Below are 23,994 nucleotides of genomic sequence, written 5' to 3' on the forward strand. Positions count from 1 at the left end.
CGCCCGGTGGCTCAGGGCCAGGCCGGCGGCTGTGCCGCCCAGGCCTGTTGCACCTCGGCCAGGGTGGCGCGCTCGCTGTCGCGCCAGCTGGGCAGCAGGTCGGCGTAGCGTGCCGAACTGCTCCATTGCTGGGGCTCGGTGCGTACCGCCGCGGCGTACCACTGCACGGCCTCGTCTTTGCGCCCCAAGGTCCACAGCGCCAGCGCGTAGGTGGCCGGCACCCAGGACGGGTTGCCGCGCATGCCGCCCTGGGCCGTGCTCCACTGCGCCAACGCCGCCTCCACCTCGCCCAGCCGGAACAGGTCCCAGCCGTAGTTCCAGCGCACCGCGCGCCCCGTCGCCGTGGTCGGCGGCGCGCTGCTGCTTGCCTCGGCGTACAGCGTGCGGCCCAGCTCCGGACGCCCCTGCGAGAACGCCACGCCCGCCAGCTGCACGGTGGCATCGAGCGCCTTGCGCCCGCGCTCGCGCTGCTTCATGAGCTGGTCCACCAGGTCGCCACTGCCGGCCGGCACCACCACCATCGGAACGGCAGCGGGATCGGTGTCGAAGTAGAACTCCTGCAACGCGGGCAGCGGCTGCGCCGCTACCCCGAATGTCGTCATTGCGGCGATCAACGCCGCAGCCAAACCAGCCGCCCGCATCACGCCGGCGCGCCCCTGTCTTGCCACTGCCATGCAAACTCCCCCGGGTTGTCACAACAACCTCCCATCCCGATCCTAACCCCAGCGTGCGCCCGGACGCGAGTGCCCGAGGTCCATTTCGGCGCCACTGCTACAATCCGCGCCTTTCCGGTCGTGTTTGCTGCGGCCGTGCCAGCCGACTTCCCGGGCCAGCCATGACCAGTACCGCCGAACTCACCTCGCCCTCCTCCGCCAACCAGCCCGACGCCGGTGGCCTGGACGCCAGCTATACGCTGGACCACAAGTACACCCGTACCGATGGCCGCATCTACCTGAGCGGGGTACAGGCGCTGGTGCGGCTGCCGTTGATGCAGCGCCTGCGCGACGAGGCGGCCGGGCTGGACACCGCCGGCTTCATCAGCGGCTACCGCGGCAGCCCGCTGGGCGGCTTCGACCTGGAACTGTGGCGGGCCCGCCAGCACCTGGAGGCGGCGCGGGTGAAGTTCACCCCCGGCCTCAACGAGGACCTGGGCGCCACCATGGTCTGGGGTACCCAGCAGACCAACCTGTTCCCGGGCGCCAAGGTCCAGGGCGTGTATGGCATGTGGTACGGCAAGGGCCCGGGCGTGGACCGCTGCGGCGACGTGTTCAAGCATGCCAACGCGGCCGGCACCTCGGTGCACGGGGGCGTGCTGGCGCTGGCCGCCGACGACCATGCCTGCCGCAGCTCGACCCTGCCGCATGGCAGCGAGGACGAGTTCGTCAGCGCGATGATGCCGGTGCTCAACCCGGCCGGTGTGCAGGACATCCTGGACATGGGTCTGCTCGGCTGGGCGATGAGCCGCTATACCGGGCGCTGGATCGGCTTCAAGACCATTGCCGAGACCGTGGAATCCTCGGCCTCGGTGCAGGTCGACCCGTTCGCGCGGAAGATCCTGCTGCCCGAGGACTTCGAGATGCCGGCCGGTGGTCTCAATATCCGCTGGCCCGATCCGCCGCTGGACCAGGAAATGCGCCTGCACCGCTATGCGGTTGCCGCCGCGCAGGCCTTCGCCCGTGCCAACGGCATCGACCGGGTGGTCATGGACTCCCCGCGTGCGCGGCTGGGCATCGTCACCACCGGCAAGAGCTACCTGGACGTGCTGCAGGCGCTGGAATACCTGGGCCTGGACGAGCAGGCCTGCGCCGATATCGGCATCCGCGTGTACAAGGTCGGCATGACCTGGCCGCTGGAGCCGGTGGGCATCGCGCGCTTTGCGCAGGGCCTGGAAGACATCGTGGTGGTGGAGGAAAAGCGCGCCTTCATCGAGCGCCAGATGAAGGAGCAGTTCTACAACTGGCCGGCCAGTGCCGGCCCGCGCCCGTCGATCGTGGGCAAGTACGACGAGGCGGGCACCTGGATCCTGCCGTCCACCAACGAGCTGACTCCGGCCACCATCGCCGGCGTCATCGGCCGCCGCATCCAACGCTTCTTCACCAATGAATCCATCGAACAGCGCCTGCGCTGGATGGACGAAAAGGAAGCCGAGCTGGCCCTGCCGCGCGCCAGCTTCCCGCGCGTGCCGCACTACTGCTCCGGCTGCCCGCACAACACCTCCACCCGCGTGCCGGAAGGCTCGCGCGCGCTGGGCGGGATCGGGTGCCATTACATGGTCACCTGGATGGACCGCAGCACCGACACCTTCACCCACATGGGCGGCGAAGGTGTCACCTGGGCCGGGCAGGCCGCATTCACCGACACCGAACACGTATTCCAGAACCTCGGCGATGGCACCTACTTCCACAGTGGCTCGCTGGCAATCCGCCAGGCCATCGCGGCCGGGGTCAACATCACCTACAAGATCCTCTACAACGACGCGGTGGCGATGACCGGCGGGCAGCCGGTGGACGGCACCCTGAGCGTGCCGCAGATCGCCCACCAGATGCGTGCCGAAGGCGTGCAGACGATCGTGCTGGTGAGCGATGAGATCGGCAAGTGGAACAAGCGCGAGCTGTTCCCCGAGGGCGTGGAGTTCCATGACCGCGCCGAGCTGGACGCGGTGCAGAAGCAGCTGCGCGAGGTGAAGGGCACCAGCATCCTGATCTACGAGCAGACCTGCGCTACCGAGAAGCGCCGCCGCCGCAAGCGCGGCAAGCTGGTCGACCCGCCCAAGCGGGTGGTGGTCAATTCGCTGGTCTGCGAAGGCTGTGGCGACTGCGGGCAGAAGAGCTTCTGCGTGTCGGTGCTGCCCAAGGAAACCGAGTTCGGGCGCAAGCGCGACATCGACCAGTCCAACTGCAACAAGGACTACAGCTGCACCACCGGCTTCTGCCCGAGCTTTGTCACCGTGCACGGCGGCAAGCCGCGCAAGGGCGCGCGCAGTTCGAAGACCGCGCTGCTGGACAACCTGCCGGCACCGACCTTCCGCACTGCGCTGGACCAGCCCTGGAACATCCTGATCACCGGCGTCGGTGGCACCGGCGTGGTCACCATCGGCGCGCTGCTGGGCATGGCCGGGCACCTGGAAGGCAAGGGCGCCAGCGTGCTCGACCAGACCGGGCTGGCCCAGAAGGGCGGCGCGGTCACCACCCATATCCGCATCGCAGGTACGCCCGAAGACATCCACGCGGTACGCATCGCCGCCGGCGAAGCCGACCTGGTGGTGGGCTGCGACATGGTGGTGGTGAACGACTACTGGGCGCTGTCCAAGGTGCGCGCCGAGCGCTCGCAGGTGGTGCTCAACACCTATGAAGCAATGCCGGGCACCTTCACCACGCGCCCGGACATGCAGTTCCCCGCGGCCGACATCATCGCCGGCATCCGCGTGGCGCTGGGCGGGCGCGAGCCGCTGCTGCTCGATGCCACCCAGTTGGCCACCGCCCTGCTCGGCGATGCGATCGCGTCGAACCTGTTCATCCTGGGCTATGCCTGGCAGCAGGGGCTGGTGCCGATCTCGTTCGAGGCGCTGATGCGCGCGGTGGAACTCAACGGCGCGGCCGTGCAGATGAACCAGCAGGCGTTCGCCTGGGGCCGCCTGGCCGCCGTGGACCCGCAGGCCGTGCAACAGGCCGCCGGCCTGGTGCGCAACGGCCACACCGACGCCGAGCGCACGCCCGGCCCGCTGCACGACCTGCCGCCGGGCGAGTGGGAAGGCAACGAATGGGGCGCCAACGCGGCCCCGCGCGATACCGGCGACGAGCGCGAGCTGCGTGGCCTGCCCGGCCATGGCGTGGGCGAGGATGTGGCGTTCCTGCCGCTGGACGACGAGCGCCTGTCGCGCTCGCTGGACGAGATGGTCGAACGCCGCGTGCGCTTCCTCACCGACTACCAGGACAGCGCCTACGCCGCGCGTTACCGCGCGCTGGTGGACAAGGTGCGGACCGCCGAGTGGGACGCGGTGGGCAGCACCGCGCTGACCGAAACCGTGGCGCGCTATTACTTCAAGCTGATGGCCTACAAGGACGAGTACGAAGTGGCGCGGCTGTACACCAGCGGCGAATTCCAGCGCCGCCTGCAGCAGCAGTTCGAGGGCGATTTCCAGGTGCGCTTCCACCTGGCCCCGCCGCTGTTTGCCAAGAAGGACGAGCAGGGCCGCCTGATCAAGCAGGAATACGGCCCGTGGATGCTCAAGGCGTTCGGCCTGCTGGCCAAGCTGAAGTTCCTGCGCGGCGGCACCTTCGACGTGTTCGGCCGCACCGCCGAACGCCGTGGCGAACGCCAGCTCATCGCCGACTACGAACAGACCGTGGCCCTGCTGCTGGAGGGGCTGCGCGATGACCGCGTGGCGTTGGCGGTGGAGATCGCCAGCATCCCCGAACACATCCGCGGCTACGGGCACGTCAAGGAAGCGCACCTGCACAAGGCCAAGGCACGCGAAGCCACCTTGCTGGCACAGTGGAAGAACCCGCGCGCCCTGCATATCGTGCAGGTGGCATGAGGTAAGCGAACGCTGGCATTTCTTAAATGTCAGCGTTCGTTGACCAGACTCCAAAAGTAAGCGTTCGCTTACTTTTGGATGTAACGAGGCTATTGAAAGCACTGTCCTGATTCAAATGTTGGCGTACGACGACACTTGCTCTCATGTCAGCACACGCTTACATTTGGGGCATGACCGCCCTCAAGACTCCCGCCGACCTGGGCCATGTGATCCGGAACCGTCGTAAGGCGCTGGGCTGGGACCAGGCACGCCTGGCCTACGAGACCGGCGTCAGCCGGCAGTGGGTCATCGACATCGAGAAAGGCAAACCACGCGCGGAACTGCAGCTGGTGCTGCGGGTGATGAATGTGCTGGGGGTTCCGCTCACTGCAGCGCTGCCCGCGCCGTCGCCGGCCGCCGCCGACCTTCCCCGCGTGGACATCAATGCGATCGTGGAACGCCACCGCCTGCCGCAGCAGGGTCGTCCGCGCGCACCGGGAAAGCCGGGCACCCTGTCGTACGCAGAGATCCTGGAGCAGGCCCGGCGAGAATTGCCGCCGTCGGGCACGACCACACCGCCGTCGGTACATGAGCTGCACGCCGACTACCCCGCCACGCCCAAGAAGGGGGCGTGATGCTGCACGTACTCATGCAAGGCAGGCCCATGGGTCTGTTGCACATGGACGACCACGGCAACCCGCACTTCGTCTACGACCGCCAATGGCTGGCGTCAGCCGATGCGTTTCCCCTTTCGATCAGCCTTCCACTGAATCGCCCGACCCACCCGTCGGCAACGGTAGGCGCGGTGATCTGGGGCTTGCTGCCCGACAACGACACCATCTTGCAGGGCTGGGGGTCGCGCTTCCATGTGTCACCCCGCAACCCGGTGGCCCTGCTGGCCCATGTGGGCGAAGACTGCGCAGGGGCCGTGCAGTTCGTGACCCCCGAGCGCCTGCCCCACGTGCTGTCGGGTGCGGCCGACGGCATTGAGCGATTGAGCAGTGCGGACGTGGCCGCCCGCCTTTCCCAGGTCCGCCGCGACGTCGGCAGTGGGCGCTGGCTGGGGGACATCGGGCAGTTCAGCCTGGCCGGCGCGCAGGCCAAAATCGCGCTGCTGCGTCTGGATGATGGCTGGGCGGTTCCCAGTGGCCGCATCCCCACCACCCACATCCTCAAACCGCCGGGCACCGACTACACCGGGTTCGTAGAGAACGAGATGTTCTGCCTGCGCCTTGCGCGTGCCATGGGCCTGCCCACGGCGGCGTCGGAGCAGTGGGAACTGGCCGGTGAAACGGCCATCTGCGTGGAACGCTATGACCGTCTGCAGACCGATGCCGGCTGGGTCCGCGTGCACCAGGAAGATTTCTGTCAGGCGCTGGGGGTGATGCCGCAGATCAAGTACCAGAACGAAGGGGGCCCGGGCGCGGCAGACCTCGCCGGCGTACTGTGGGCGCACGCCAGCCAGCCCCGTCGCGACGTGGAACTGTTCTTCAATGCGCTGGCCTTCAACTACCTGATCGGTGGAACCGACGCCCACGCCAAGAACTACTCACTGCTGCTGGGCAGTGGCGGTGAGATCCGACTGGCGCCGTTGTATGACATCTCCAGTGCGCTTCCCTATCCGCAACTGCAGAAGCGCAAGATCAAACTGGCGATGAAGATGGGCAGCCACTACAAGTGGTGGGATATCCGTCTCGGCGATTGGCGTGCGACCGCAGAGGCCATGCGGCTGGATTCCGATGCCGCCATGAAGTCATTGGCCAGCATGTGCCTGCAGCTGCCCGACGTGGCCTCACAGCAACGCCAGTTGCTGCAGCAGGAGGGTATCGACCACCCCGTGCTGGAAACGCTGGTGCATGAAATCGAGCGCAGTTGCGAACGCTGCCTTCGACAGTTCAGCACCACCGCCTGATCACCCCCGCCGCCACACCCGCAACCGGTTGTTGGCCGGCATCGCCACATCCTCCACCAGCCGTAACCCCTGCGCAGCCGCCAACGCGTCCACCGCCTCCGCATCGCGGATGCCCGAGTCCGGATCGCGCGCCTTCAACCACGCATCGAACTGCCGGTTGCTGTCACTGCTGAACGCACCGTCGTAATTGAACGGCCCGTAGATGCACAGCAGCGCGTTGTCCGTCATCACCGCCGGCAACCCGGCGAACAACGCCTGCACGTGCGCCCAGCTCATGATGTGCAGGGTGTTGGCACTGAACACCGCATCGAAGCCCCGCGGCGCCTCCGGCAGCGGGCCCAGGCCCGGCCGGGGCGACAGCACCGCCTGCAGCGGCCACGGTGCGGGTGCATTGGGCAGCGCGGCCTGCGCCAGGCGCTCGGCGATGCCCGGCAGGTAGTCCGGGTGGTCGCTGGCCTGCCACTGCAGGTGCGGCAGCTGTGCGGCGAAGTACGCCGCGTGCTGCCCGGTGCCACTGCCGATCTCCAGTACGCGCGTGCGGTCGTGCAGGTGCCGCTGCAGCACCGCAAGAATCGGCTCACGGTTGCGTTCGCAGGCCTCGGACCAACGTTGCTGGCTCATGCAATGCTCAAGATGAATTGGACAAGACACATCCAACCATGACCGCAGTCACTTGTGCCACTGCCGCCTGCCACCGAAAGTCGAGGACTTGTCCACTGTCGCCGGCGCCTTGCCCGCGACCGTACCCGGGGAATCGCAAGCTGTGCAACGCCGTGAGTTTCTGACGCTGTCTGGAATGGGCCTGGCTGGCCTGATGCTGCCGCACTCCCGCCTGATCGCCGCCGAGCAGCTGCTCGAGCCGGGCGACGTGGCCCGCAAGAAGGCGCTGGCCGACGCGGCACTGGCGACCGCCAAACGGCTGGGGGCCAGCTACTGCGACGTACGCATCGGCCGCTACCTCAACCAGTCGGTGATCACCCGCGAGGCGCAGGTGCAGAACGTCACCAACCGCGAATCGTCGGGCATCGGCATCCGGGTGATCGTCAACGGCGCCTGGGGCTTTGCCGCCACGCACCAGCAGACACCGGCCGCAGTGAAGGCCGCGGTGGAACAGGCGGCCGCCATCGCCCGGGCCAACGCCGGCATCCAGACCCGTCCGGTCCAGCTGGCACCCGTGCAGGGCGTGGGCGAGGTGAGCTGGAAGACGCCCATCCGCAAGAACGCGATGGCCGTGCCGATCCAGGACAAGGTCGACCTGCTGCTGAGCTTGAACGCCGCCGCGCTCAATGCCGGCGCCAACTTCATCAACTCCACCCTGTTCCTGGTCAACGAACAGAAGTACTTCGCCTCCAGCGACGGCTCCTTCATCGACCAGGACGTGCACCGCATCTGGCTGCCGTTCACCGCAACCGCGATCGACAAGAGCAGCGGCAAGTTTCGCACGCGCGCCGGTCTGTCCTCGCCGATGGGCATGGGCTACGAATTCCTGGACGGCGATGCCAGCGGCAAGATCGCCCTGCCCGGCGGCATCACCGCCTACCGTGATTCCTACGACCCGGTGGAAGATGCCATCGCCGCGGCGCGGCATGCGCGCGAGAAGCTCAAGGCCCCGTCGGTCAAGCCGGGCAAGTACGACCTGGTGCTGGACCCGTCCAACCTGTTCCTGACCATCCACGAGAACGTCGGCCACCCGCTGGAGCTGGACCGTGTGCTGGGCTACGAGGCGAACTACGCCGGTACCAGCTTTGCCACCCTGGACAAGCGCGACGCCGGCTACCGCTGGGGCAGCGAGCGGGTCAACTTCTTCGCCGACAAGACCGCCCCCGGCAGCCTGGGCGCGGTGGGCTACGACGACGAGGGGGTCAAGACCAAGCGCTGGGATCTGGTCAAGGACGGCATCCTGGTGAACTACCAGGCCACCCGCGACGAGGTACACATCCTGGGCGAGACCGAATCGCACGGCTGCAGCTACGCCGATTCCTGGTCCAGCGTGCAGTTCCAGCGCATGGCCAACGTCTCGCTGGCCCCGGGCAAGACCCCGCTGAGCGTGGCCGACATGATCAAGGACGTGGAGAACGGCATCTATATCCACGGCCGCGGCTCGTACTCCATCGACCAGCAGCGCTTCAACGCGCAGTTCGGCGGCCAGCTGTACTACCAGATCAAGAACGGCCAGATCACCGGCATGGTCGAAGATGCGGCTTACCAGATCCGCACGCCGGAATTCTGGAATGCCTGCAGCGCGATCTGCGATGAACGCGACTTCCGCTTCGGCGGCTCGTTCTTCGACGGCAAGGGCCAGCCCGGCCAGGTATCGGCGGTGTCGCATGGCTCGTCGACCACGCGCTTTGATGGCATCAACATCATCAACACCGCGCGCAGCCTGGGATGAGCATGCCCTGCCCACCGTGCATTTCGTCATTTGACGCCCCCTTCCGATGGCCGCAAGAATCGGGGCCACCGCCCCGGCGGTCGCTGTGATGTCGCCGTTTCCCTGCCACCCCCACACCGACGTGGAGAGCTGCCTTGCAAAGACGTGACTTCCTCGCCCTCACCGGGCTTACCGCTGGCGGACTGATCGTGCCGTCATTCTTCGGCAAGGTGATCGCCGCCGAGCAGCTGCACAGCACGCTGGACCTGGGGCTGAAGAAGCGCCTGGCCGACGCCGCGCTGGCCGCTGCCCGCCAGGCCGGCGCCACCTACTGCGACGTCCGCATCGGGCGCTACCTGCGCCAGTTCGTGATCACCCGCGAGGACAAGGTGCAGAACGTGGTCAACACCGAATCCACCGGTGTGGGCATCCGCGTGATCGTCAACGGCGCCTGGGGCTTTGCCGCCACCAACCAGCTGGGCACCGCCGACGTGGCGCGCGCCGCGCAGCAGGCGGCCGCCATCGCCAAGGCCAACTCGGGCGTGCAGACCGCGCCGGTACAGCTGGCCGCCGCACCCGGCGTGGGGGAAGTGAGCTGGAAGACCCCCATCCGCAAGAATGCGATGGACGTGCCGATCAAGGAGAAGGTGGACCTGCTGCTGGACGTCAACGCCGCGGCGATGGCCGCCGGCGCCAGCTTCGTCAACTCGATGCTGTTCCTGGTCAACGAACAGAAGTACTTCGCCTCCACCGATGGCTCCTACATCGACCAGGACGTGCACCGCATCTGGGCTCCGATGACCATCACCGCCATCGACAAGGCCAGCGGCAAGTTCCGCACCCGCGAAGGCCTGTCCGCGCCGATGGGCATGGGCTACGAATACCTCGATGGCGCCGCCGCCGGCAAGGTGCTCACCCCCAACGGGGTGGTCAACTACAGCTCCTCCTACGACATGAAGGAAGATGCCATCGCGGCGGCCAAGCAGGCGCAGGAGAAGCTGAAAGCACCGTCGGTGAAGCCGGGCAAGTACGACCTGGTGCTGGACCCCTCGCACACCTGGCTGACCATCCACGAATCGGTCGGCCATCCGCTGGAACTGGACCGCGTGCTTGGCTACGAAGCCAACTACGCCGGCACCAGCTTCGCCACCCTGGACAAGCGCGAACAGCACTTCCAGTACGGCAGCGACAAGGTCAACATCTTCGCCGACAAGACCCAGCCGGGCAGCCTCGGCGCGGTGGCCTACGACGACGAAGGCGTCAAGACCAAGCGCTGGGACCTGATCAGCGACGGCAAGCTGGTGGACTACCAGACCATCCGCGACCAGGCCCACATCCTGGGCAAGACCGCCTCGGACGGCTGCTGCTATGCCGACTCCTGGTCCAGCGTGCAGTTCCAGCGCATGGCCAATGTGTCGATGGCGCCGGGCAAAACCCCGCTGAGCGTGGCCGACCTGGTCAAGGACGTGGAAAACGGCATCTACATCATCGGTGACGGCTCCTTCTCCATCGATCAGCAGCGCTACAACGCGCAGTTCGGTGGCCAGCTGTTCTACGAGATCAAGAACGGCAAGATCACCCGCATGCTTGAAGACGTGGCTTACCAGATCCGCACGCCGGAATTCTGGAACGCCTGCAGCGCCGTGGCCGATGAACGCGACTACCGCCTGGGCGGTTCGTTCTTCGACGGCAAGGGCCAGCCGGGCCAGGTCTCGGCGGTCTCGCACGGGTCGTCCACCGCGCGCTTCAACGGCATCAACGTCATCAACACCGCACGCAGCCTCGGCTGACCGGTCAGGAGCCTACGAATCATGAGTATCTTCACCGAAGCACAAGCCAAGGCCATCCTCGACAAGGTCATCGCGCTGTCCAAGGCCGATGAATGCACCGCCGTGCTGGCCGGCTCGATCAACGGCAACATCCGTTTCGCGCTCAACAACGTCTCCACCAGCGGCATCGTGGACAACACCGAACTGGCCGTCACCGTGGCCTTTGGCAAGCGCGTGGGCACCGCCTCGATCAACGAGTTCGACGATGCCGCGCTGGAACGCGTGGTGCGCCGCGCCGAAGACCTGGCCCGCCTGGCCCCGGAAAACCCGGAGTTCATGCCGGCCATCGGCAAGCAGACCTACACCGCCAGCCCCACCTTCAGTGCGTCCACCGCCGCCATCGACCCGGCGTTCCGCGCCAAGGTCGCCGCCGACTCGATCGCCCCGTGCCGCGGCAAGGGCCTGATCGCCGCCGGCTTCCTGGAAGACGGCCAGGGCTTCTACGCCACCGCCAACAGCAACGGCAACTTCGGCTACCAGCGCAGCACCAACTTCGATTACACCTGCACCGTGCGCACTGAAGATGGCCGCGGTTCGGGCTGGGTGGGTCGCAACCTCAAGGATGCCGCCGACTTCAAGGCCGACCAGGACATCCAGATCGCGATGCGCAAGGCCACCGAATCGCAGGAAGCCAAGGCGCTGGAACCGGGCAAGTACACGGTGATCCTGGAGCCGGCCGCCGCGGCGGGCCTGATCAGCTTCATGATGAATTTCTTCAGCGCGCGCTCGGCCGATGAAGGCCGCAGCTTCCTGTCCAAGAAGGGCGGCGGCAACAAGCTGGGCGAGCAGGTCTACGACCCGCGCGTGAACATGCATGCCGACCCGTGGCACCCCGAAGCCCCGGTGCTGCCGTGGGATGGCGAAGGCATGCCGCGCGGCAAGCTGCCGATCATCGAGAACGGCAAGGTCGCCAACCTGGAGTACACCCGGTTCTGGGCGCAGAAGCAGGGCAAGACCGCCAATGCCACCCCGGGCAACCTGCTGATGAGCGGCGGCGACAAGAGCACCGCCGATCTGGTGCGTGGTACCCAGAAGGGCATCCTGGTCACCCGCACCTGGTACATCCGCATGGTCGATCCGCAGACCGTGCTGCTGACCGGCCTGACCCGCGATGGCACCTTCTACATCGAGAACGGCCAGATCAAGTACCCGGTGAAGAATTTCCGCTTCAACGAGTCGCCGGTGATCATGCTCAACAACATCGAAGAGCTGGGCAAGCCGGTGCGCGTGGCCGGTGACGAGTCGAACTTCGTGATGATGATTCCGCCGATGAAACTGCGCGATTTCACCTTCACCTCGTTGTCCGACGCGGTCTGATGCACGGATGAACCGCGCGCAGTTCCTGCGCCTGCTGCTGGGCAGCGCCGCATTCGCGGCGTTGCCCTCACTGGCGCGCGCCCAGGCCGGTCGTTACGACTTCTGGTTCACCCGCCTCAAGTACGACTCCGGCGACTGGGACGTGGATGCGCGCATGCCGTCCAACGTGATCACCTCGCTGATCGATTACACCTCTTTGCGCGTGGACCCGACCGAGCATGTCATCGCCCTGTCCGACCCACGCATGCTGGAAGCCCCGTTCTGCTACCTGGCCGGGCACAAGCTGGTGGAGTTCAACGCCGCCGAGCGGCAGAACTTCGTGCGCTATGTGCGCAACGGAGGCTTCGTGTTCGTGGATGACTGCAACCACGACATCGACGGCCTGTTTGCCAAGTCGTTCGAGGCGCAGATGGCCAAGCTGTTCGGCCCCAAGGCGCTGAACAAACTGCCCAACAGCCACGCGCTGTACCGCAGCTTCTTCCGTTTCCCCGACGGGCCGCCCGCCACCGGCTTCGAGCTCAACGGCTGGGGCGATGACCTGGTGCATGACTACCTCAAGGGCATCGAGGTGGACGGCCGGCTGGGCCTGCTCTACAGCAACAAGGATTACGGCTGCGAGTGGGACTACGACTGGCGCAACAAGCGGTTCCTGGCCGAAGACAACACGCGTTTCGCGGTGAACATCGTGATGTACGCGTTGAACAACTAGTTTCTTCCTGATTCTTCAGCCACGCATGGCGTGGCTCTACATCGATTGATGCGAGTGCCTTATGACCCCCGACCGCCTTGATGCCCTTCTACCCAAACTGCAGCACCTGCGCGCCGCGCTGGGCCAGGCCGTGGTTGGCCAGCACGCGGTGGTGGAACAGCTGCTGATCGGCCTGCTGGCCGGCGGCCATTGCCTGCTCGAAGGCGCGCCGGGGCTGGGCAAGACCCTGCTGGTGCGCTCGCTGGGCCAGGCGCTGGAACTGCAGTTCCGCCGGGTGCAGTTCACCCCGGACCTGATGCCCAGCGACATTCTGGGTACCGAGCTGCTGGAGGAAGACCACGGCACCGGCCACCGCCACTTCCGCTTCCAGCAGGGCCCGATCTTCACCCACCTGCTGCTGGCCGACGAGCTCAACCGCACCCCGCCCAAGACCCAGGCCGCGTTGCTGGAAGCCATGCAGGAGCGCACGGTGAGCTACGCCGGTACCACCTACACCCTGCCTGCCCCGTTCTTCGTGCTGGCCACGCAGAACCCGATCGAGCAGGCCGGCACCTACCCGTTGCCCGAAGCGCAGCTGGACCGCTTCCTGCTGCACGTGCGCGTGGATTACCCCACCGAGCAGGAAGAGCGCGACATCCTGCTGCAGACCACCGGCAGCGCGACCGGCAGCGTGCCCAAGGTGATGGACGCCGACGACGTGCTGGCCCTGCAGGCCGCCGTGCGCCAGGTGCATGTCAGCGATGATGTGCTCACCTGGATCACCCGGCTGGTGCGCGCCAGCCGCCCGGGCACCACTGCGCCGGAGGCGATCAACCAGTGGGTGAAGTGGGGCGCCGGCCCGCGTGCCGGGCAGTCGCTGGTGCTGGCCGCCAAGGCGCGCGCCCTGCTGCAGGGCCGCTTCGCCGCCACCCGTGAGGATGTGCAGGCGCTGGTGGCACCGGTGATGCGCCATCGCCTGCTGTTGTCCTTCGCCGCCGAGGCCGAGCAGAAGAGTGCCGACGATGTGATCGCCGCGCTGCTGCAGGCCGTGCCGTTCCCCGCCTGAGCCCGCCGTGACGCTGCACGCCCCCATCGCCATTCCCGCCGACGTGCGCAGCCGCCTGAAGGCGCTGCGTCTGTTGCCGCGGCGTGCGCGGGGTGCGCACGGCATCGGCCAGCATGCCAGCCGCAGCCGCGGTGCCGGGCTGGAGTTCGCGCAGTACCGCGCCTACGAGCCGGGTGACGAACTGCGCCAGATCGACTGGAAGCTGTACGCCCGCTCGGACCGCTTCTTCGTGCGCGAATCCGAACGCGAAAGCCCGATCACCAGCTGGGTGCTGGTGGACGCCAGCGCATCGGCCGCCCAGCACGACCGCGCCCGCCCGGGCTGGTCGCGCCTGGACCACGCCTGCGCCACGGCCGCCTGCCTGGTCGAACTGGCCCTGCAGCAGGGCGACCGCTTCGGGGTGATCGCCGTCAACGGCCACGGCGTGCAACTGATACCCGCTGGCAGCGGCCCGCGCCAGCGCGACCGCGTGCACCTGCTGCTGCGTCAGCTGCAGACCCACGGCGGCTGGCCACCCGCCGACAAGCTGCGCCCGGTATGGGAGCGCGTGCAGCCCGGCGACCTGCTGGTGGCCCTCGGCGATGGGTTCGACGCGGCCGGCACCGTGCTGCTGGAACGCTTGGCCGCCGCGCGCCGCGAGGTGCTGCAGGTGCAACTGCTGGGCGCCGACGAACGCGACTTCCCGTTCACCGACGGCCACCGCTTCCGCGATCCGGAAACCGGCGAGGAACTGCTGGGTGACGGGCGCGCCATCCGCGCCGATTACCTGGTCCGCTTCGCCCAGGCCCAGCGCGACCTGCAGGCACGCCTGCACGCCAGCGGCATCGCGTATGCGGTGGGCTACCTGGACCAACCGCTGGATGCACCGCTGCGCCAGCTGTTCGGCCCGGGCGGCGGCGCATGAGCCTGGCGCTGCTGTTCCCGCTGGGCCTGCTGGCGCTGGCTGCGTGGCTGGTGCCGTTGCTGATCCACCTGGCGCGCCGCCACCAGTACGCACCGCTGGAGTTTGCCGCCCTGCGCTGGCTGCGCGCCAAGGTACGGCCGCGCCAACGCGTTCGTTTCGACGAGTGGCCGCTGCTGCTGGTGCGCCTGGCGCTGCTGGCCGCCCTGGCGCTGCTGCTGGCGCGCCCGGTACTGCAGGGCAGCGCTGCCGACACGCATCCGGTGGTTGCGGTGGCCCCCGGACTGGACGTCGCCGCGCAGCACGCACGGCAGCCGAACGCCGACTGGCGCTGGCTGGCACCGGGCTTCCCGCCGCTGGATCAGCCCGCCCCCACCGGCGCGCAGCCGCTGGCCAGCCTGCTGCGCGAGCTGGACCAGCAATTGCCTGCCGGCACCCCCTTGACCGTTTACGTGCCCGACCCAATGCCCGGCACGGACGCCGAGCGCCCGCGACTGTCGCGCACCGTGCAGTGGCAACCGCTGGCGGCGGCCAAGCCGAGCCCGGCGCAGCCGACGGCACGCGCGCCGCGCCTGCACCTGGGCGTGGATGCCGATGCACAGGCGCAGCGCGTGTTCGATGCGGTGCAACGCGCCTGGAGCGCCGCGCCGATCGCAGCGGCCAACGCGGCCGTGCCCGGCAACGACGAGGTCGGCGTGTGGCCGTCCAACGCCCCGCTGCCACCGGCCTGGCAGGCCTGGCTGGCGGGCGGCGGCACAGTGCTGGGCAGCGCACCGGCGCCGCCCGGTGCGGCCGGGGTCGTGGTGCTGCGCGACGCGGAGGGCGCGGCGGTGCTCAGCGAATACCGCATCGGCAGCGGGCGTCTGCTGCGCTTCCACGCGGCAGTGTCACCGGCGGCGTCGCCGGGCCTGCGCGACCCGGAGTTCCCGCGACGGCTGCTGCAGCTGGTTCGTCCGGTCGCCGCGCCACAGTGGGTGGACGCGCGCGCGCACGCGCCGTTGCAGGGTGCCCGAGCGCCCACGCCGCAACCGCTGGACCTTGCACCGTGGCTGCTGGCATTGACCGTGCTGCTGTTCGCGCTTGAACGCTGGCTGGCCACATCGCCCCGGCGTGGGGGGACGGCATGATCGCCGCCCTGCAGCAGCGCTGGCGGCAGGCACGCCGACGCCGGTGGTGGTCGACGCTGCTGCTGGCGTTGCCGCTCGCGTTGGGCGCCACGGCCGTGGCGTTGCGCCTGGGCGGGTTCGATATCGCCACGGTGGTGCTGCTGGTGGCGCTGCTGGCCGGCGCGGCACTGGCCACCTGGCGCAGCCGCCAGCTGGACCGGCGCTGGCTGGTACGCCAGCTCGACCGCCACGCCGCACTGCAGGACAGCGCCGACCTGCTGTTCGCGCCCGACGATGCGCTCAACCCCCTGCAGCGTCGGCAGCGCGCGCATGTCCACGCCGCGTTGCAGGCGCGAACGCCCGACCTGCGCGCGGCGTGGCCGCGCCGCGCCTTGCTGGTGGCCTGGCTGGGTGCGCTGGTGCTGATCGCGCTGGCACTGGGATGGCCGCGTACCAGCGGCGGCACCGCGCGCCCATCGTCGGCCACCGCCCCGCTTGCCACGCCCGCACAACCGCCCCGCCTGCAGTCCAGCCGGCTGGCGATCAACGCCCCGGCCTACACGGGGCAACCGGCCCGGGTGCAGAGCACACTGGATGCAAAGGTCGCGCAGGGCAGCGCGCTGCAGTGGTCGCTGCGCTTCAGCGCGCAGCCCAGCGAGGCCGTGCTGCAGTTCCACGATGGCCGCCGTGTCGCCCTGCGTCGCGAGGGCGACACCTGGACCGGCACATGGACCGCCGACCGCCCCGCGCTGTACCGCGTGGTCACCGTACCGGCGCTGGCAGGGCCACGCCTGTACCGCCTGGATGTGCTGCCCGACCAGCCGCCGCGCGTACGCGTGCTCGCCCCGGACCGCACGCTGGTGCTGGGCACGCCCGGGCAACGGCAGTGGGCGCTGCAGTTCGAGGCCAGCGACGACCACGGCGTGGCCGCCGATGCCCAGCTGAAGATCACCCTGGCCCAGGGCGGTGGCGAGAACATCACCTTCCGCGAACACACCCTCACCCTGGCCGGCAGCGGCACGCCCACGCTGCGCCGCTTCGCGCGCACGCTGGACCTGGCCGCGCTGGGTGCCGAGCCGGGCAACGATGTGATCGCCCAACTGCAGGTGCGCGACAACCGTGTGCCCACGCCACAGACCGCGCAGAGCACCAGCGTGATCCTGCGCCTGCCCAGCGTGGAGCAGGTGCAGGGCGCGGAACTGGACGGCATGGTCAAGAAGACGTTGCCCGCCTACTTCCGCAGCCAGCGCCAGATCATCATCGACGCCGAGGCGCTGATCAAACTGCGTCGCCAGCTGCCTGCCGAAGAATTCATCAAGCGCGCCGATGCCATCGGCGTGGACCAGCGCATCCTGCGCCTGCGCTATGGCCAGTTCCTGGGCGAGGAGAGCGAAGGCGGCGCCAAGCCGCCGCCGACCAGCGACGCGCTGCCCACCAGCGACACCCCCACGGCCGATGCACACGACGACACCGATGCGCACGCGCATGCGCAGGCCGAAAAGAGCGACCACGCGCAGGCCGGCCATGACGGCCATGACCATGCAGGCGCCACACCGGAGGCACCGCCGGTGTTCGGCAGCGCCACCGACGTGCTGTCCGAGTACGGCCACACCCACGACCACGCCGAAGCCGCCACCCTGCTCGACCCGCAGACCCGCGCCACGCTGAAAGCCGCCCTGGACCAGATGTGGTCGTCCGAAGGCGAACTGCGCCAGGGCCGGCCCGAAGCCGCGCTGCCCTACGCCAACAAGGCCTTGGCCTTCATCAAGCAGGTGCAGCAGGCCGAGCGCATCTATCTGGCGCGGGTGGGTCCGGAACTGCCGCCCATCGATGAAAGCCGTCGGCTCAGCGGCGACCGCACCGACCTCGGCAGCCGCACCCTGCCCATCGCCGCGGTGCCCGCCCCCGAGCCGGCGATCGTGAGCGCCTGGCAACAGCTTGCCGACCCGGCCAGCACGCCCGACCTGGATGCCATCGCGCAGTGGCTGCAGCGCAACGACAGCCGCCTGCCCGATCCGCTCAGCCTGGCCGCGGCCATCGAAGAGCTGCGGGTTGCACCGGACTGCGGCGAGTGCCTTGCGGTGCTGCGCGCGCGCCTGTGGCGGGCGTTGTCGCGGCCCAGTCCGCAGGTGTCGCGGCGCACGCCTCCCGATCGCATGGGCCAGACCTATCTGGATGCCCTGGAGGCCACGCGATGAATGACGCCGTCTGGATCGCGTCGGCACTGCTGGCCATCGTGCTGATCGGCAGCGTTCGCACGCTGCTGCAGCAGCGTCGCAACCGCACGCACGGTACCGCGCGCATCGTCGCGCTGCTGGTGCTGCAGGTCGGCGCGGCCGCACTGCTGTACCTCACCCTGCTGCCACCGCCGGTGCACATCGCCGCCCAGCGCCTGACCCTCCTGACCGGCCACGCGGCGGCCACATCGAACGCAGCCGGCGACGCCAGCGTGATTGCACTGCCGGAAGCCGCGGCGCGCAGCGGCACCCGCGTCGCGCCCGACCTGGCCACGGCATTGCGCCAGCACCCCGGCACGCAGGCCCTGGTACTGCAGGGCGATGGGCTGGTGGCGCGTGACCGCGACATCGCGCTGCCCCGGCAGGTCGCGCTGCAGCCTGCCGCCGCGCCCCGCGGCTGGGTCGCTCTGGAACCACCGGCCATCACCGTTCCCGGCGCACTGTTCACGGTGCGGGCGCGGGCCCAGGGCGTGACCGGTGCGCGCGCCGAACTGCTTGATCCGGCCGGCATCGTCGTGGACCGCGCCGCGCCCGGCCGCGATGGCAGCGTCGCGCTGGACGGCGTTGCCCGTGCCAGCGGCCGCAGCGAATTCAGCCTGCGCCTGCTCGACGCCGACAGGCACGTGGTGGATACCGTGCCCGTGCCATTGCAGACCGACGACGCCCCCGGCGTGCGGGTGCGGGTGCTGGCCGGCGCCCCCACGCCGGAGCTGAAATACCTGCGCCGCTGGGCATCCGATACCGGCCTGGAGCTGCACGCCCAGGCCAGTGCGGGCGCCGGGGTGGTGCTCGGCGACGCACCCGTGGCCCTGACCGCCGCGCGTCTGGCCGCCACCGATGTGCTGATCCTCGATGAGCGCAGCGTGGCCGCGCTTGGCCCGCCCCAGCGCGCGGTCGTGCAGCAGGCACTGCGCGATGGCCTCGGCGTACTGGTGCGCAGCAGCGGCCCGCTCACTGATGGCACGCGGCAGACACTGCGCAACTGGGGCCTGGCGACAAGCGGCAGCAACCAGAGCCTGCCGCTGCGCCTGGCCGCCGATCCGGATCCTGCGCTGCTGCAGGCGCGGCGTGGCCCGCAGCGCGCGGCCAGCGCACCCACCGCCGCCATCGACGAAGCGGACAGCACCTCGCACAACGCCCCGTTGCCTGCGCTGGAGCAGTTCAACCAGCGCGCCCTGGATGCCACGCCGCTGCTGCGCGATGCCAACGGTGCCGCGCTGGGCGGCTGGCGCGATGTGGGCCGTGGTCGCCTCGCGCTGCTGCCCGTCACCGACAGCTACCGCCTGGTGCTGGCCGGCCGCGACGATCGTCATGCCGAGCTGTGGAGCAGCGTGGTGGCGACGCTGGCGCGCCCGCTGGCGACCCCTGCATCGGTGCGCCTGGGCAGTGCCACGGCTTGGGCCGGCGAACGCATCGCGCTGTGCGCGCTGGCCGACGGCACCACCGTGCGCAGCCCGCAGGGCATCACGGTAGCGCTGCACATCGACCCGGATACCGCGGGCGACCGCTGTGCCGGCTACTGGCCGCAGCAGCCAGGCTGGCACCAGGTGCAGATGGGCACACGCACCCGGGCGTTCTACGTGTTCGACCCGGCGCGCGCGCAGGCCATGCACCGCCAGCAGACCCGCGATGCCACCGCGCTGCGGCTGGGCACTGCCACCGCCGCTTCGACCGCCGCGGTCGTTCCCGTGCCCGGCCCGCGCTGGCCGTGGCTGCTTGGCTTCCTCGTGGTGGCCGGCCTGCTGTGGTGGTTGGAGCGTTGGCGCCCGCGCGGCACACCGTAACCCGGCACGCTGCCCGCACAGCCACCATCCGCCACAACGTGCGCTCCGTTTCTGCATGCCATGACTGCCTCGTGCAAACTACCTGCGCACTGCACACCAAGGACAGGTCACGCATACATGGAAAAGCCATCGAAAACCCCCTCCCAGCGTACGCAGCTGATCGCCTCAGTGCTGCTCCTCTCCGTGCCACTGCTGCTGGTGGGCGGGCTGCTGCTGCGCGACCATGTGGCCAAGCAGCGTCAGCGTGAATTCGCTGCGCAGATGATGGCGATGCAGGTGGCCGACGGCCAGCGACGCCAGCAGGCCATCATCCAGGCGCTGGAAGCGGCTGCACAGCCCGCGCCGATCGCGTCAGTTGAACAGCCCGATGCCGAGCCGATGACGTTGCAGGCGGTGACCGTCACCCCCGATGCCGGGTACAGCCCACCGCCACCGCCGCCGCGCTGACGCGTTTACAACGCCCGGTATTCGTAGCGGTCGGCGTGCTGTCGCCGCTGCACCGCGAGCGGCCTCACGCAAGAAACGCAGGCATGCCATTTGCCCTATCCGGCCGCGCGCGGCAGACTAGCGCCCGCCAAATGCCGCTCCAATGGAGGGAGCCATGAACGACATGATGTCGTGCGCCGATCGCACGCGTTTCCTGCCCGATCCGTCCCGGCCCAACCGCACACATGCGGGGGCAACGCGATGACGTTCTGGATCATTCTGAAACTGGTGCTGCTGGGCGTGGCCCTTTTCAGCTTCCTGTCCTACAAGTCGCGTCGCAGCGACAATCACGGTGCGCTGGCGCAGCTGCGCGAGGCACCCGTGCTGCGCACCTTGACGCCCGACGAAGCACTGGCGCTGGAGCCGCTGCGCGTGGCCGGCGGACTGAGCTGGGCGCCGGAGGTACGGGCGCTGCGTGGACGCTTCAGCCGCCATGGCCTCGAGGTCAACGGCGCCCAGACCCTGCACGACACGCTGGGCAACGTGGAGGTGTTGTTGCCCTACGACGCGCCGGCGTTCCTGCACGACGACGACAACGATGCGGAAGTGGTGCTGAGCGCCAAACAGGCCATTGTGGTGCGGCTCAACGGCTTCACCGTGGTGGACGGCCGTGCCCGCACCCTGCAGCAGGCAAGTGCCCACGGCGATGACGAACTGCCACCGCCCCTGCCCGGTCAGGGCGATCCTGCGGATGCCGACGCCACGCTCAGCAGGCCCGTGCAACAGATCGCAGAAACGCCCGTGGAGGTACGGGAACGGCGCGTGGAAACGCCCGAGGAAGCGGCACTGCGCCAGCCCACCTCGCGGGTGTGGAAGATGGCCGGCCTCTGGGTGCTTGCGTTCGTCCTGATGCTGGTAGTGGCCAATGCCGATCTCGGCGGTGCGCGCGTGCCGCTGCTGCTGGCGGCACTGGCGATGGCCGGCGCAGCGGTGTGGTGGCAGTGGCGGCGCCCCGCCCCGGCCGCGCCGGCGAAGCCGCTGGCGGTGAACCGCGTCCACGGGCCGCTGCGGCTGGTGGAGCTGCCCAATCCGACCAATGCAGCCCTGCGCACCTATCACTACTTCCTTGGCGATGCATTGCAGGTGCAGATGCCGGCGCACTGGCAGCACTCCGGGCGGTTGCCGCTCGGGCAGCCGGTGGAGGTGGAGATCCTGGCGACCAGCGGCGAGGTGCTGGCGATGGGCAGCGCGTGGTCGCAGGTGGACGAAGCACGTCGCTTCCCGGCGGCGCGCTGGGGCCATCATGTGGTGCTGCTGGCCGTGGGGCTGGTGGCACTGTTGGCCGCGCTGCTCAACAGCCATGGCGTCACCGACGACATGGCGCTGGCGTGGCAGGGCGTGCGTGGCGGAGAGACCCGCAGCGATGCCACCGCGGCTTCGCTGGCACAGCGGCCGCCCCGCGGTGGCGACCGGGTCAGACTGCGCGGCGAAGGCCAGTGCGAACTCGCCCTCACTCCCCTGCAGGAGATCGATGCGGCCATCGTGCTGCCCGATTGCAGCCGCGTGCGCTGGGGCGGCACGCCGGTGAGGTTGCCCGGGCTGCAGATGCCCGCCGCGCTGCAGTCGCTGTATCGCGGCGACTATGTCAGCGTCCGCGAAGACAACATGTCGGCCATGCTGCGCCTGCTGATGTTGCAGCAGGCCGGCAGCGATCCTTACGCACAGGCCGCACTGTCGGCGCAGCATAGCGGCGGCAAGATCGTGAGTGGCATGGGCAACCTGGTGGAAGTCGTCGAACAGGCGTGCGCCGCCGGCCTGGAGGACTGCGACGCGCTGAAGCGCGAGATCGTGGACGAGCTTGCCGCCACGGCAGACGTGGACGGCCAGGAACTCGCCCTGGACAGCTGGCCACTCCTGGCCCGCGAACTGCGCCGTGCCGTCGAGGAAGGCAACGACGGCATGCTGATGCCATCGCACCAGTTGAGCGCGCTGCAGGACATTACCCGTGGCCATGCCGGTATCGCCATCGCGCGGCAGCTGCAGACGCTTGCCCCGCAGTTGCTGTCGCTGCAGCAGGGCGGCGTGGTGCTGGCCACCCCGCATGACCTGCGGGGCGATGCCGACGCGGTGCGGCTCGATGCGGCCGACGTGCGTGCCGAATCGGTGCTGGATCGCTGGGAGCAGGCGATGACCACCTTGGCCACGCCGGTGCCGTTCACGGTGGACGGCCTGGTGGTGGGCCGCCACGAAGATGCCGCCGGCCTGCGCCTGGAGGTGAATACCGATGCCGACCAGCGCCGCATCGTGGCCGCCGCTGCCAGCACCCTGGCCCTGTTGCTGGCCAGTGCGCTGGCACTGGGCCAAGCCGCGCTGCTGTGGCGTGGGGTGGCCCGGGCCCGGGCGCGCCGCCGCGCGCTGGACGCGGACATGCAGACCCGCCCGGTACCCGGGCTGGCAGCCTGACGCACGTGGTTGTCGTGTACTGGCCCGGCCGGCCACCCTCGCGCCGGGCCCTGTCCGGTGTTACCGCTGCGGGCGGGTACGCCGGTACACACCGTTGAAGCGCACGTTCATGCCACCGCATTCGCTGTTGTCGGCCACGATCAGGTAGTCGCCCAGGAGGTGGGCGCGCAGCGTGCAGGTGGCGTCCTGGAACGCCACCGTGTTCCCCGTCGGCGCGGCCAGCGCCTCCACCTGGCCCATGTTCGGCCCGTACGGGCGCACCTCCGGGGTGGGATTGGCCGACGGCCAGTAGGCATCGCCCTCCACGTGCAACTGGCCACCCCGCACGCCGATGACCAGCTGGTCATCGCCATCGCGCCAGTCGCCGGCCCATGCCTGCAGCGTCGGCGGTGGCAGCGGCTGCGGCTGCAGCCGCGTGCTGGCTACCCAGCCCGCACTGCCGCCCCCCTTGTTGGGGAAGAACGCACAGCGGTACCCGCTGTTGTCGCGCCCGGTGATCAGCGTATCGCCGGGCACCACGTAGCTGCGCTGGCGGCACGCCGGTTCACCGCGCGCCGGGCAGCCCTCCGTGTCGCTCAACAGGTACAGCCGCGATGCACCGACCACCTTGGCCAGCGCGAAGCCGCTTTGTTCCGAGGGAAAGGCGCCGTTGCGGCAGCTGCCATCGTCCGCGCTGCCACTGGCCATGGCCGTGACGGGAAGCAGTGCGGCAAGCAGGAACACAGAGCGCAGGGACATGGCGGTAAGCGGGCGTGGCGGGGCGACAGGATAGCCGGTCACTTCTGCGGCGGTGCCACGCAGCCCTGCTGCGGATCGCAGAACTGCAGCGCGCGCAGTTGCTGTTGTTCGGTCAGCTGCGGCGGTGGGCGGGCGATGGCCGACTGGATCTGGTCCGGTGCGCCGGTGATCTTATGGATACCCTGCGCGGCCTTGGCGATACCGTAGTAGATGCCCATCATCACGTAGCCGCCGCTCATGCTCACCTGCTCCGGAGTGGGGGGCTCGCGCCAGGAGCGACTGAAGCGGTTGTTTTCGGCCTGCACCGGGCTCTTGAACCGGTACAGATCCAGCGGCACGTCTTCATCGGGCTTGATGGCGCGTACTTCGCCCAGCGTGGTGACGTCGCCCGCGGCGGCAGACGGCGCCACGGGCGGTTCCCGGGCCGGCTCGGGTGCCGGCGGCTGCTGGGCCTGTGCCCGGGCGGCCAGCATCATGCCGGCCAATACGGCTGCTTGATATCCCACACGTGCCACAGCTGCCCATCCTGGTCCGTTGCGTACGGCGCCAAGGATACGGATGCCGCCTTCAGATTTCGTTGGGCGGCCATCGCACTGAATGATTCACCCGCGCTTCCGGTGTGTCTCAAACATTGAGACGC

General features: G+C 69.0%; 18 protein-coding genes. 14 read left to right on the top strand and 4 right to left on the bottom strand.

Annotation, left to right across the window (positions count from 1 at the left end):
- Positions 1 to 11: 11 nt before the first annotated feature.
- Positions 12 to 641, bottom strand: coding sequence for a tetratricopeptide repeat protein (locus DX03_RS19380; RefSeq protein WP_038691348.1), 630 nt, complete (start codon positions 639 to 641; stop codon positions 12 to 14).
- 194 nt (positions 642 to 835) lie between these two features.
- Between DX03_RS19380 and DX03_RS19385 the strand changes: the two genes are divergently transcribed.
- The 3 genes from DX03_RS19385 to DX03_RS19395 all read left to right on the top strand — a co-directional run bounded on the left by DX03_RS19385 (position 836) and on the right by DX03_RS19395 (position 6,428).
- On the top strand, positions 836 to 4,537 hold the full coding sequence (locus DX03_RS19385; protein ID WP_038691349.1) for an indolepyruvate ferredoxin oxidoreductase family protein: 3,702 nt from the start codon (positions 836 to 838) through the stop codon (positions 4,535 to 4,537).
- A 170-nt stretch (positions 4,538 to 4,707) separates the two neighbouring features.
- Complete coding sequence (locus tag DX03_RS20825; protein ID WP_081797290.1) at positions 4,708 to 5,151, top strand: helix-turn-helix transcriptional regulator; 444 nt, start codon at positions 4,708 to 4,710, stop codon at positions 5,149 to 5,151.
- A gap of 14 nt (positions 5,152 to 5,165) precedes the next feature.
- Positions 5,166 to 6,428, top strand: coding sequence for a type II toxin-antitoxin system HipA family toxin (locus tag DX03_RS19395; protein WP_280512933.1), 1,263 nt, complete (start codon positions 5,166 to 5,168; stop codon positions 6,426 to 6,428).
- Here the strand turns inward: DX03_RS19395 and DX03_RS19400 are convergent, their stop codons facing one another.
- Entirely contained in the window at positions 6,429 to 7,049 is a 621-nt protein-coding gene (locus tag DX03_RS19400) for a DUF938 domain-containing protein (protein WP_038691352.1), read from the bottom strand. It lies immediately after the preceding gene.
- Between the two features lie 142 nt (positions 7,050 to 7,191).
- Between DX03_RS19400 and DX03_RS19405 the strand changes: the two genes are divergently transcribed.
- The 11 genes from DX03_RS19405 to DX03_RS19455 all read left to right on the top strand — a co-directional run bounded on the left by DX03_RS19405 (position 7,192) and on the right by DX03_RS19455 (position 22,616).
- A complete protein-coding gene (locus DX03_RS19405) occupies positions 7,192 to 8,820 on the top strand; it encodes a TldD/PmbA family protein (RefSeq protein WP_038691353.1) in 1,629 nt (542 codons plus the stop codon).
- Positions 8,821 to 8,954: 134 nt separating this feature from the next.
- Complete coding sequence (locus DX03_RS19410) at positions 8,955 to 10,589, top strand: TldD/PmbA family protein (protein WP_038691354.1); 1,635 nt, start codon at positions 8,955 to 8,957, stop codon at positions 10,587 to 10,589.
- 21 nt (positions 10,590 to 10,610) lie between these two features.
- The gene (locus tag DX03_RS19415; RefSeq protein WP_038691355.1) at positions 10,611 to 11,945 is read left to right on the top strand and encodes a TldD/PmbA family protein; all 1,335 of its coding nucleotides are present in this window, start codon (positions 10,611 to 10,613) and stop codon (positions 11,943 to 11,945) included.
- 7 nt (positions 11,946 to 11,952) lie between these two features.
- Entirely contained in the window at positions 11,953 to 12,654 is a 702-nt protein-coding gene (locus tag DX03_RS19420) for a DUF4159 domain-containing protein (protein WP_038691357.1), read from the top strand.
- A 61-nt stretch (positions 12,655 to 12,715) separates the two neighbouring features.
- Complete coding sequence (locus DX03_RS19425) at positions 12,716 to 13,699, top strand: AAA family ATPase (protein ID WP_038691359.1); 984 nt, start codon at positions 12,716 to 12,718, stop codon at positions 13,697 to 13,699.
- 7 nt (positions 13,700 to 13,706) lie between these two features.
- Entirely contained in the window at positions 13,707 to 14,603 is an 897-nt protein-coding gene (locus DX03_RS19430; RefSeq protein ID WP_038691361.1) for a DUF58 domain-containing protein, read from the top strand.
- 2 nt (positions 14,604 to 14,605) lie between these two features.
- Positions 14,606 to 15,727, top strand: coding sequence for a BatA domain-containing protein (locus tag DX03_RS19435; protein ID WP_038692693.1), 1,122 nt, complete (start codon positions 14,606 to 14,608; stop codon positions 15,725 to 15,727).
- Complete coding sequence (locus DX03_RS19440) at positions 15,727 to 17,904, top strand: hypothetical protein (protein ID WP_102100707.1); 2,178 nt, start codon at positions 15,727 to 15,729, stop codon at positions 17,902 to 17,904. The genes DX03_RS19435 and DX03_RS19440 overlap by 1 nt, the downstream gene beginning before the upstream one ends.
- The gene (locus tag DX03_RS19445) at positions 17,901 to 19,727 is read left to right on the top strand and encodes a hypothetical protein (RefSeq protein WP_038691364.1); all 1,827 of its coding nucleotides are present in this window, start codon (positions 17,901 to 17,903) and stop codon (positions 19,725 to 19,727) included. Before DX03_RS19440 ends, DX03_RS19445 begins: the two co-directional genes overlap by 4 nt.
- A 168-nt stretch (positions 19,728 to 19,895) precedes the next feature.
- A complete protein-coding gene (locus DX03_RS19450) occupies positions 19,896 to 20,174 on the top strand; it encodes a hypothetical protein (protein WP_185753405.1) in 279 nt (92 codons plus the stop codon).
- A gap of 240 nt (positions 20,175 to 20,414) precedes the next feature.
- Positions 20,415 to 22,616: an IgaA/UmoB family intracellular growth attenuator gene (locus DX03_RS19455; RefSeq protein WP_038691368.1), complete on the top strand. Its 2,202-nt coding sequence runs from the start codon at positions 20,415 to 20,417 to the stop codon at positions 22,614 to 22,616.
- Positions 22,617 to 22,676: 60 nt separating this feature from the next.
- Here DX03_RS19455 and DX03_RS19460 read toward each other — a convergent pair whose 3' ends face one another.
- Together DX03_RS19460 and DX03_RS19465 are read right to left on the bottom strand one after the other, a co-directional pair.
- Positions 22,677 to 23,354, bottom strand: coding sequence for a hypothetical protein (locus DX03_RS19460; RefSeq protein ID WP_038691370.1), 678 nt, complete (start codon positions 23,352 to 23,354; stop codon positions 22,677 to 22,679).
- Positions 23,355 to 23,392: 38 nt separating this feature from the next.
- Positions 23,393 to 23,830 (bottom strand): hypothetical protein, encoded by a 438-nt coding sequence (locus DX03_RS19465; RefSeq protein WP_051598942.1) that lies wholly within the window; start codon positions 23,828 to 23,830, stop codon positions 23,393 to 23,395.
- Positions 23,831 to 23,994 lie beyond the last annotated feature (164 nt).

This window comes from Stenotrophomonas rhizophila (assembly GCF_000661955.1).
In the GTDB taxonomy this organism is placed as follows: Bacteria; Pseudomonadota; Gammaproteobacteria; order Xanthomonadales; family Xanthomonadaceae; genus Stenotrophomonas; species Stenotrophomonas rhizophila.

Excerpts from the sequence above, each read along its gene's own strand:
- DX03_RS19445 (WP_038691364.1), top strand. The coding sequence starts at position 17,901 with ATGAATGACGCCGTCTGGATCGCGTCGGCACTGCTGGCCATCGTGCTG.
- DX03_RS19455 (WP_038691368.1), top strand. The coding sequence starts at position 20,415 with ATGACGTTCTGGATCATTCTGAAACTGGTGCTGCTGGGCGTGGCCCTT.
- DX03_RS19395 (WP_280512933.1), top strand. The coding sequence starts at position 5,166 with ATGCAAGGCAGGCCCATGGGTCTGTTGCACATGGACGACCACGGCAAC.
- DX03_RS19400 (WP_038691352.1), bottom strand. The coding sequence starts at position 7,049 with ATGAGCCAGCAACGTTGGTCCGAGGCCTGCGAACGCAACCGTGAGCCG.
- DX03_RS19420 (WP_038691357.1), top strand. The coding sequence starts at position 11,953 with ATGAACCGCGCGCAGTTCCTGCGCCTGCTGCTGGGCAGCGCCGCATTC.
- DX03_RS20825 (WP_081797290.1), top strand. The coding sequence starts at position 4,708 with ATGACCGCCCTCAAGACTCCCGCCGACCTGGGCCATGTGATCCGGAAC.
- DX03_RS19460 (WP_038691370.1), bottom strand. The coding sequence starts at position 23,354 with ATGTCCCTGCGCTCTGTGTTCCTGCTTGCCGCACTGCTTCCCGTCACG.
- DX03_RS19465 (WP_051598942.1), bottom strand. The coding sequence starts at position 23,830 with ATGATGCTGGCCGCCCGGGCACAGGCCCAGCAGCCGCCGGCACCCGAG.
- DX03_RS19425 (WP_038691359.1), top strand. The coding sequence starts at position 12,716 with ATGACCCCCGACCGCCTTGATGCCCTTCTACCCAAACTGCAGCACCTG.
- DX03_RS19380 (WP_038691348.1), bottom strand. The coding sequence starts at position 641 with ATGCGGGCGGCTGGTTTGGCTGCGGCGTTGATCGCCGCAATGACGACA.
- DX03_RS19415 (WP_038691355.1), top strand. The coding sequence starts at position 10,611 with ATGAGTATCTTCACCGAAGCACAAGCCAAGGCCATCCTCGACAAGGTC.
- DX03_RS19385 (WP_038691349.1), top strand. The coding sequence starts at position 836 with ATGACCAGTACCGCCGAACTCACCTCGCCCTCCTCCGCCAACCAGCCC.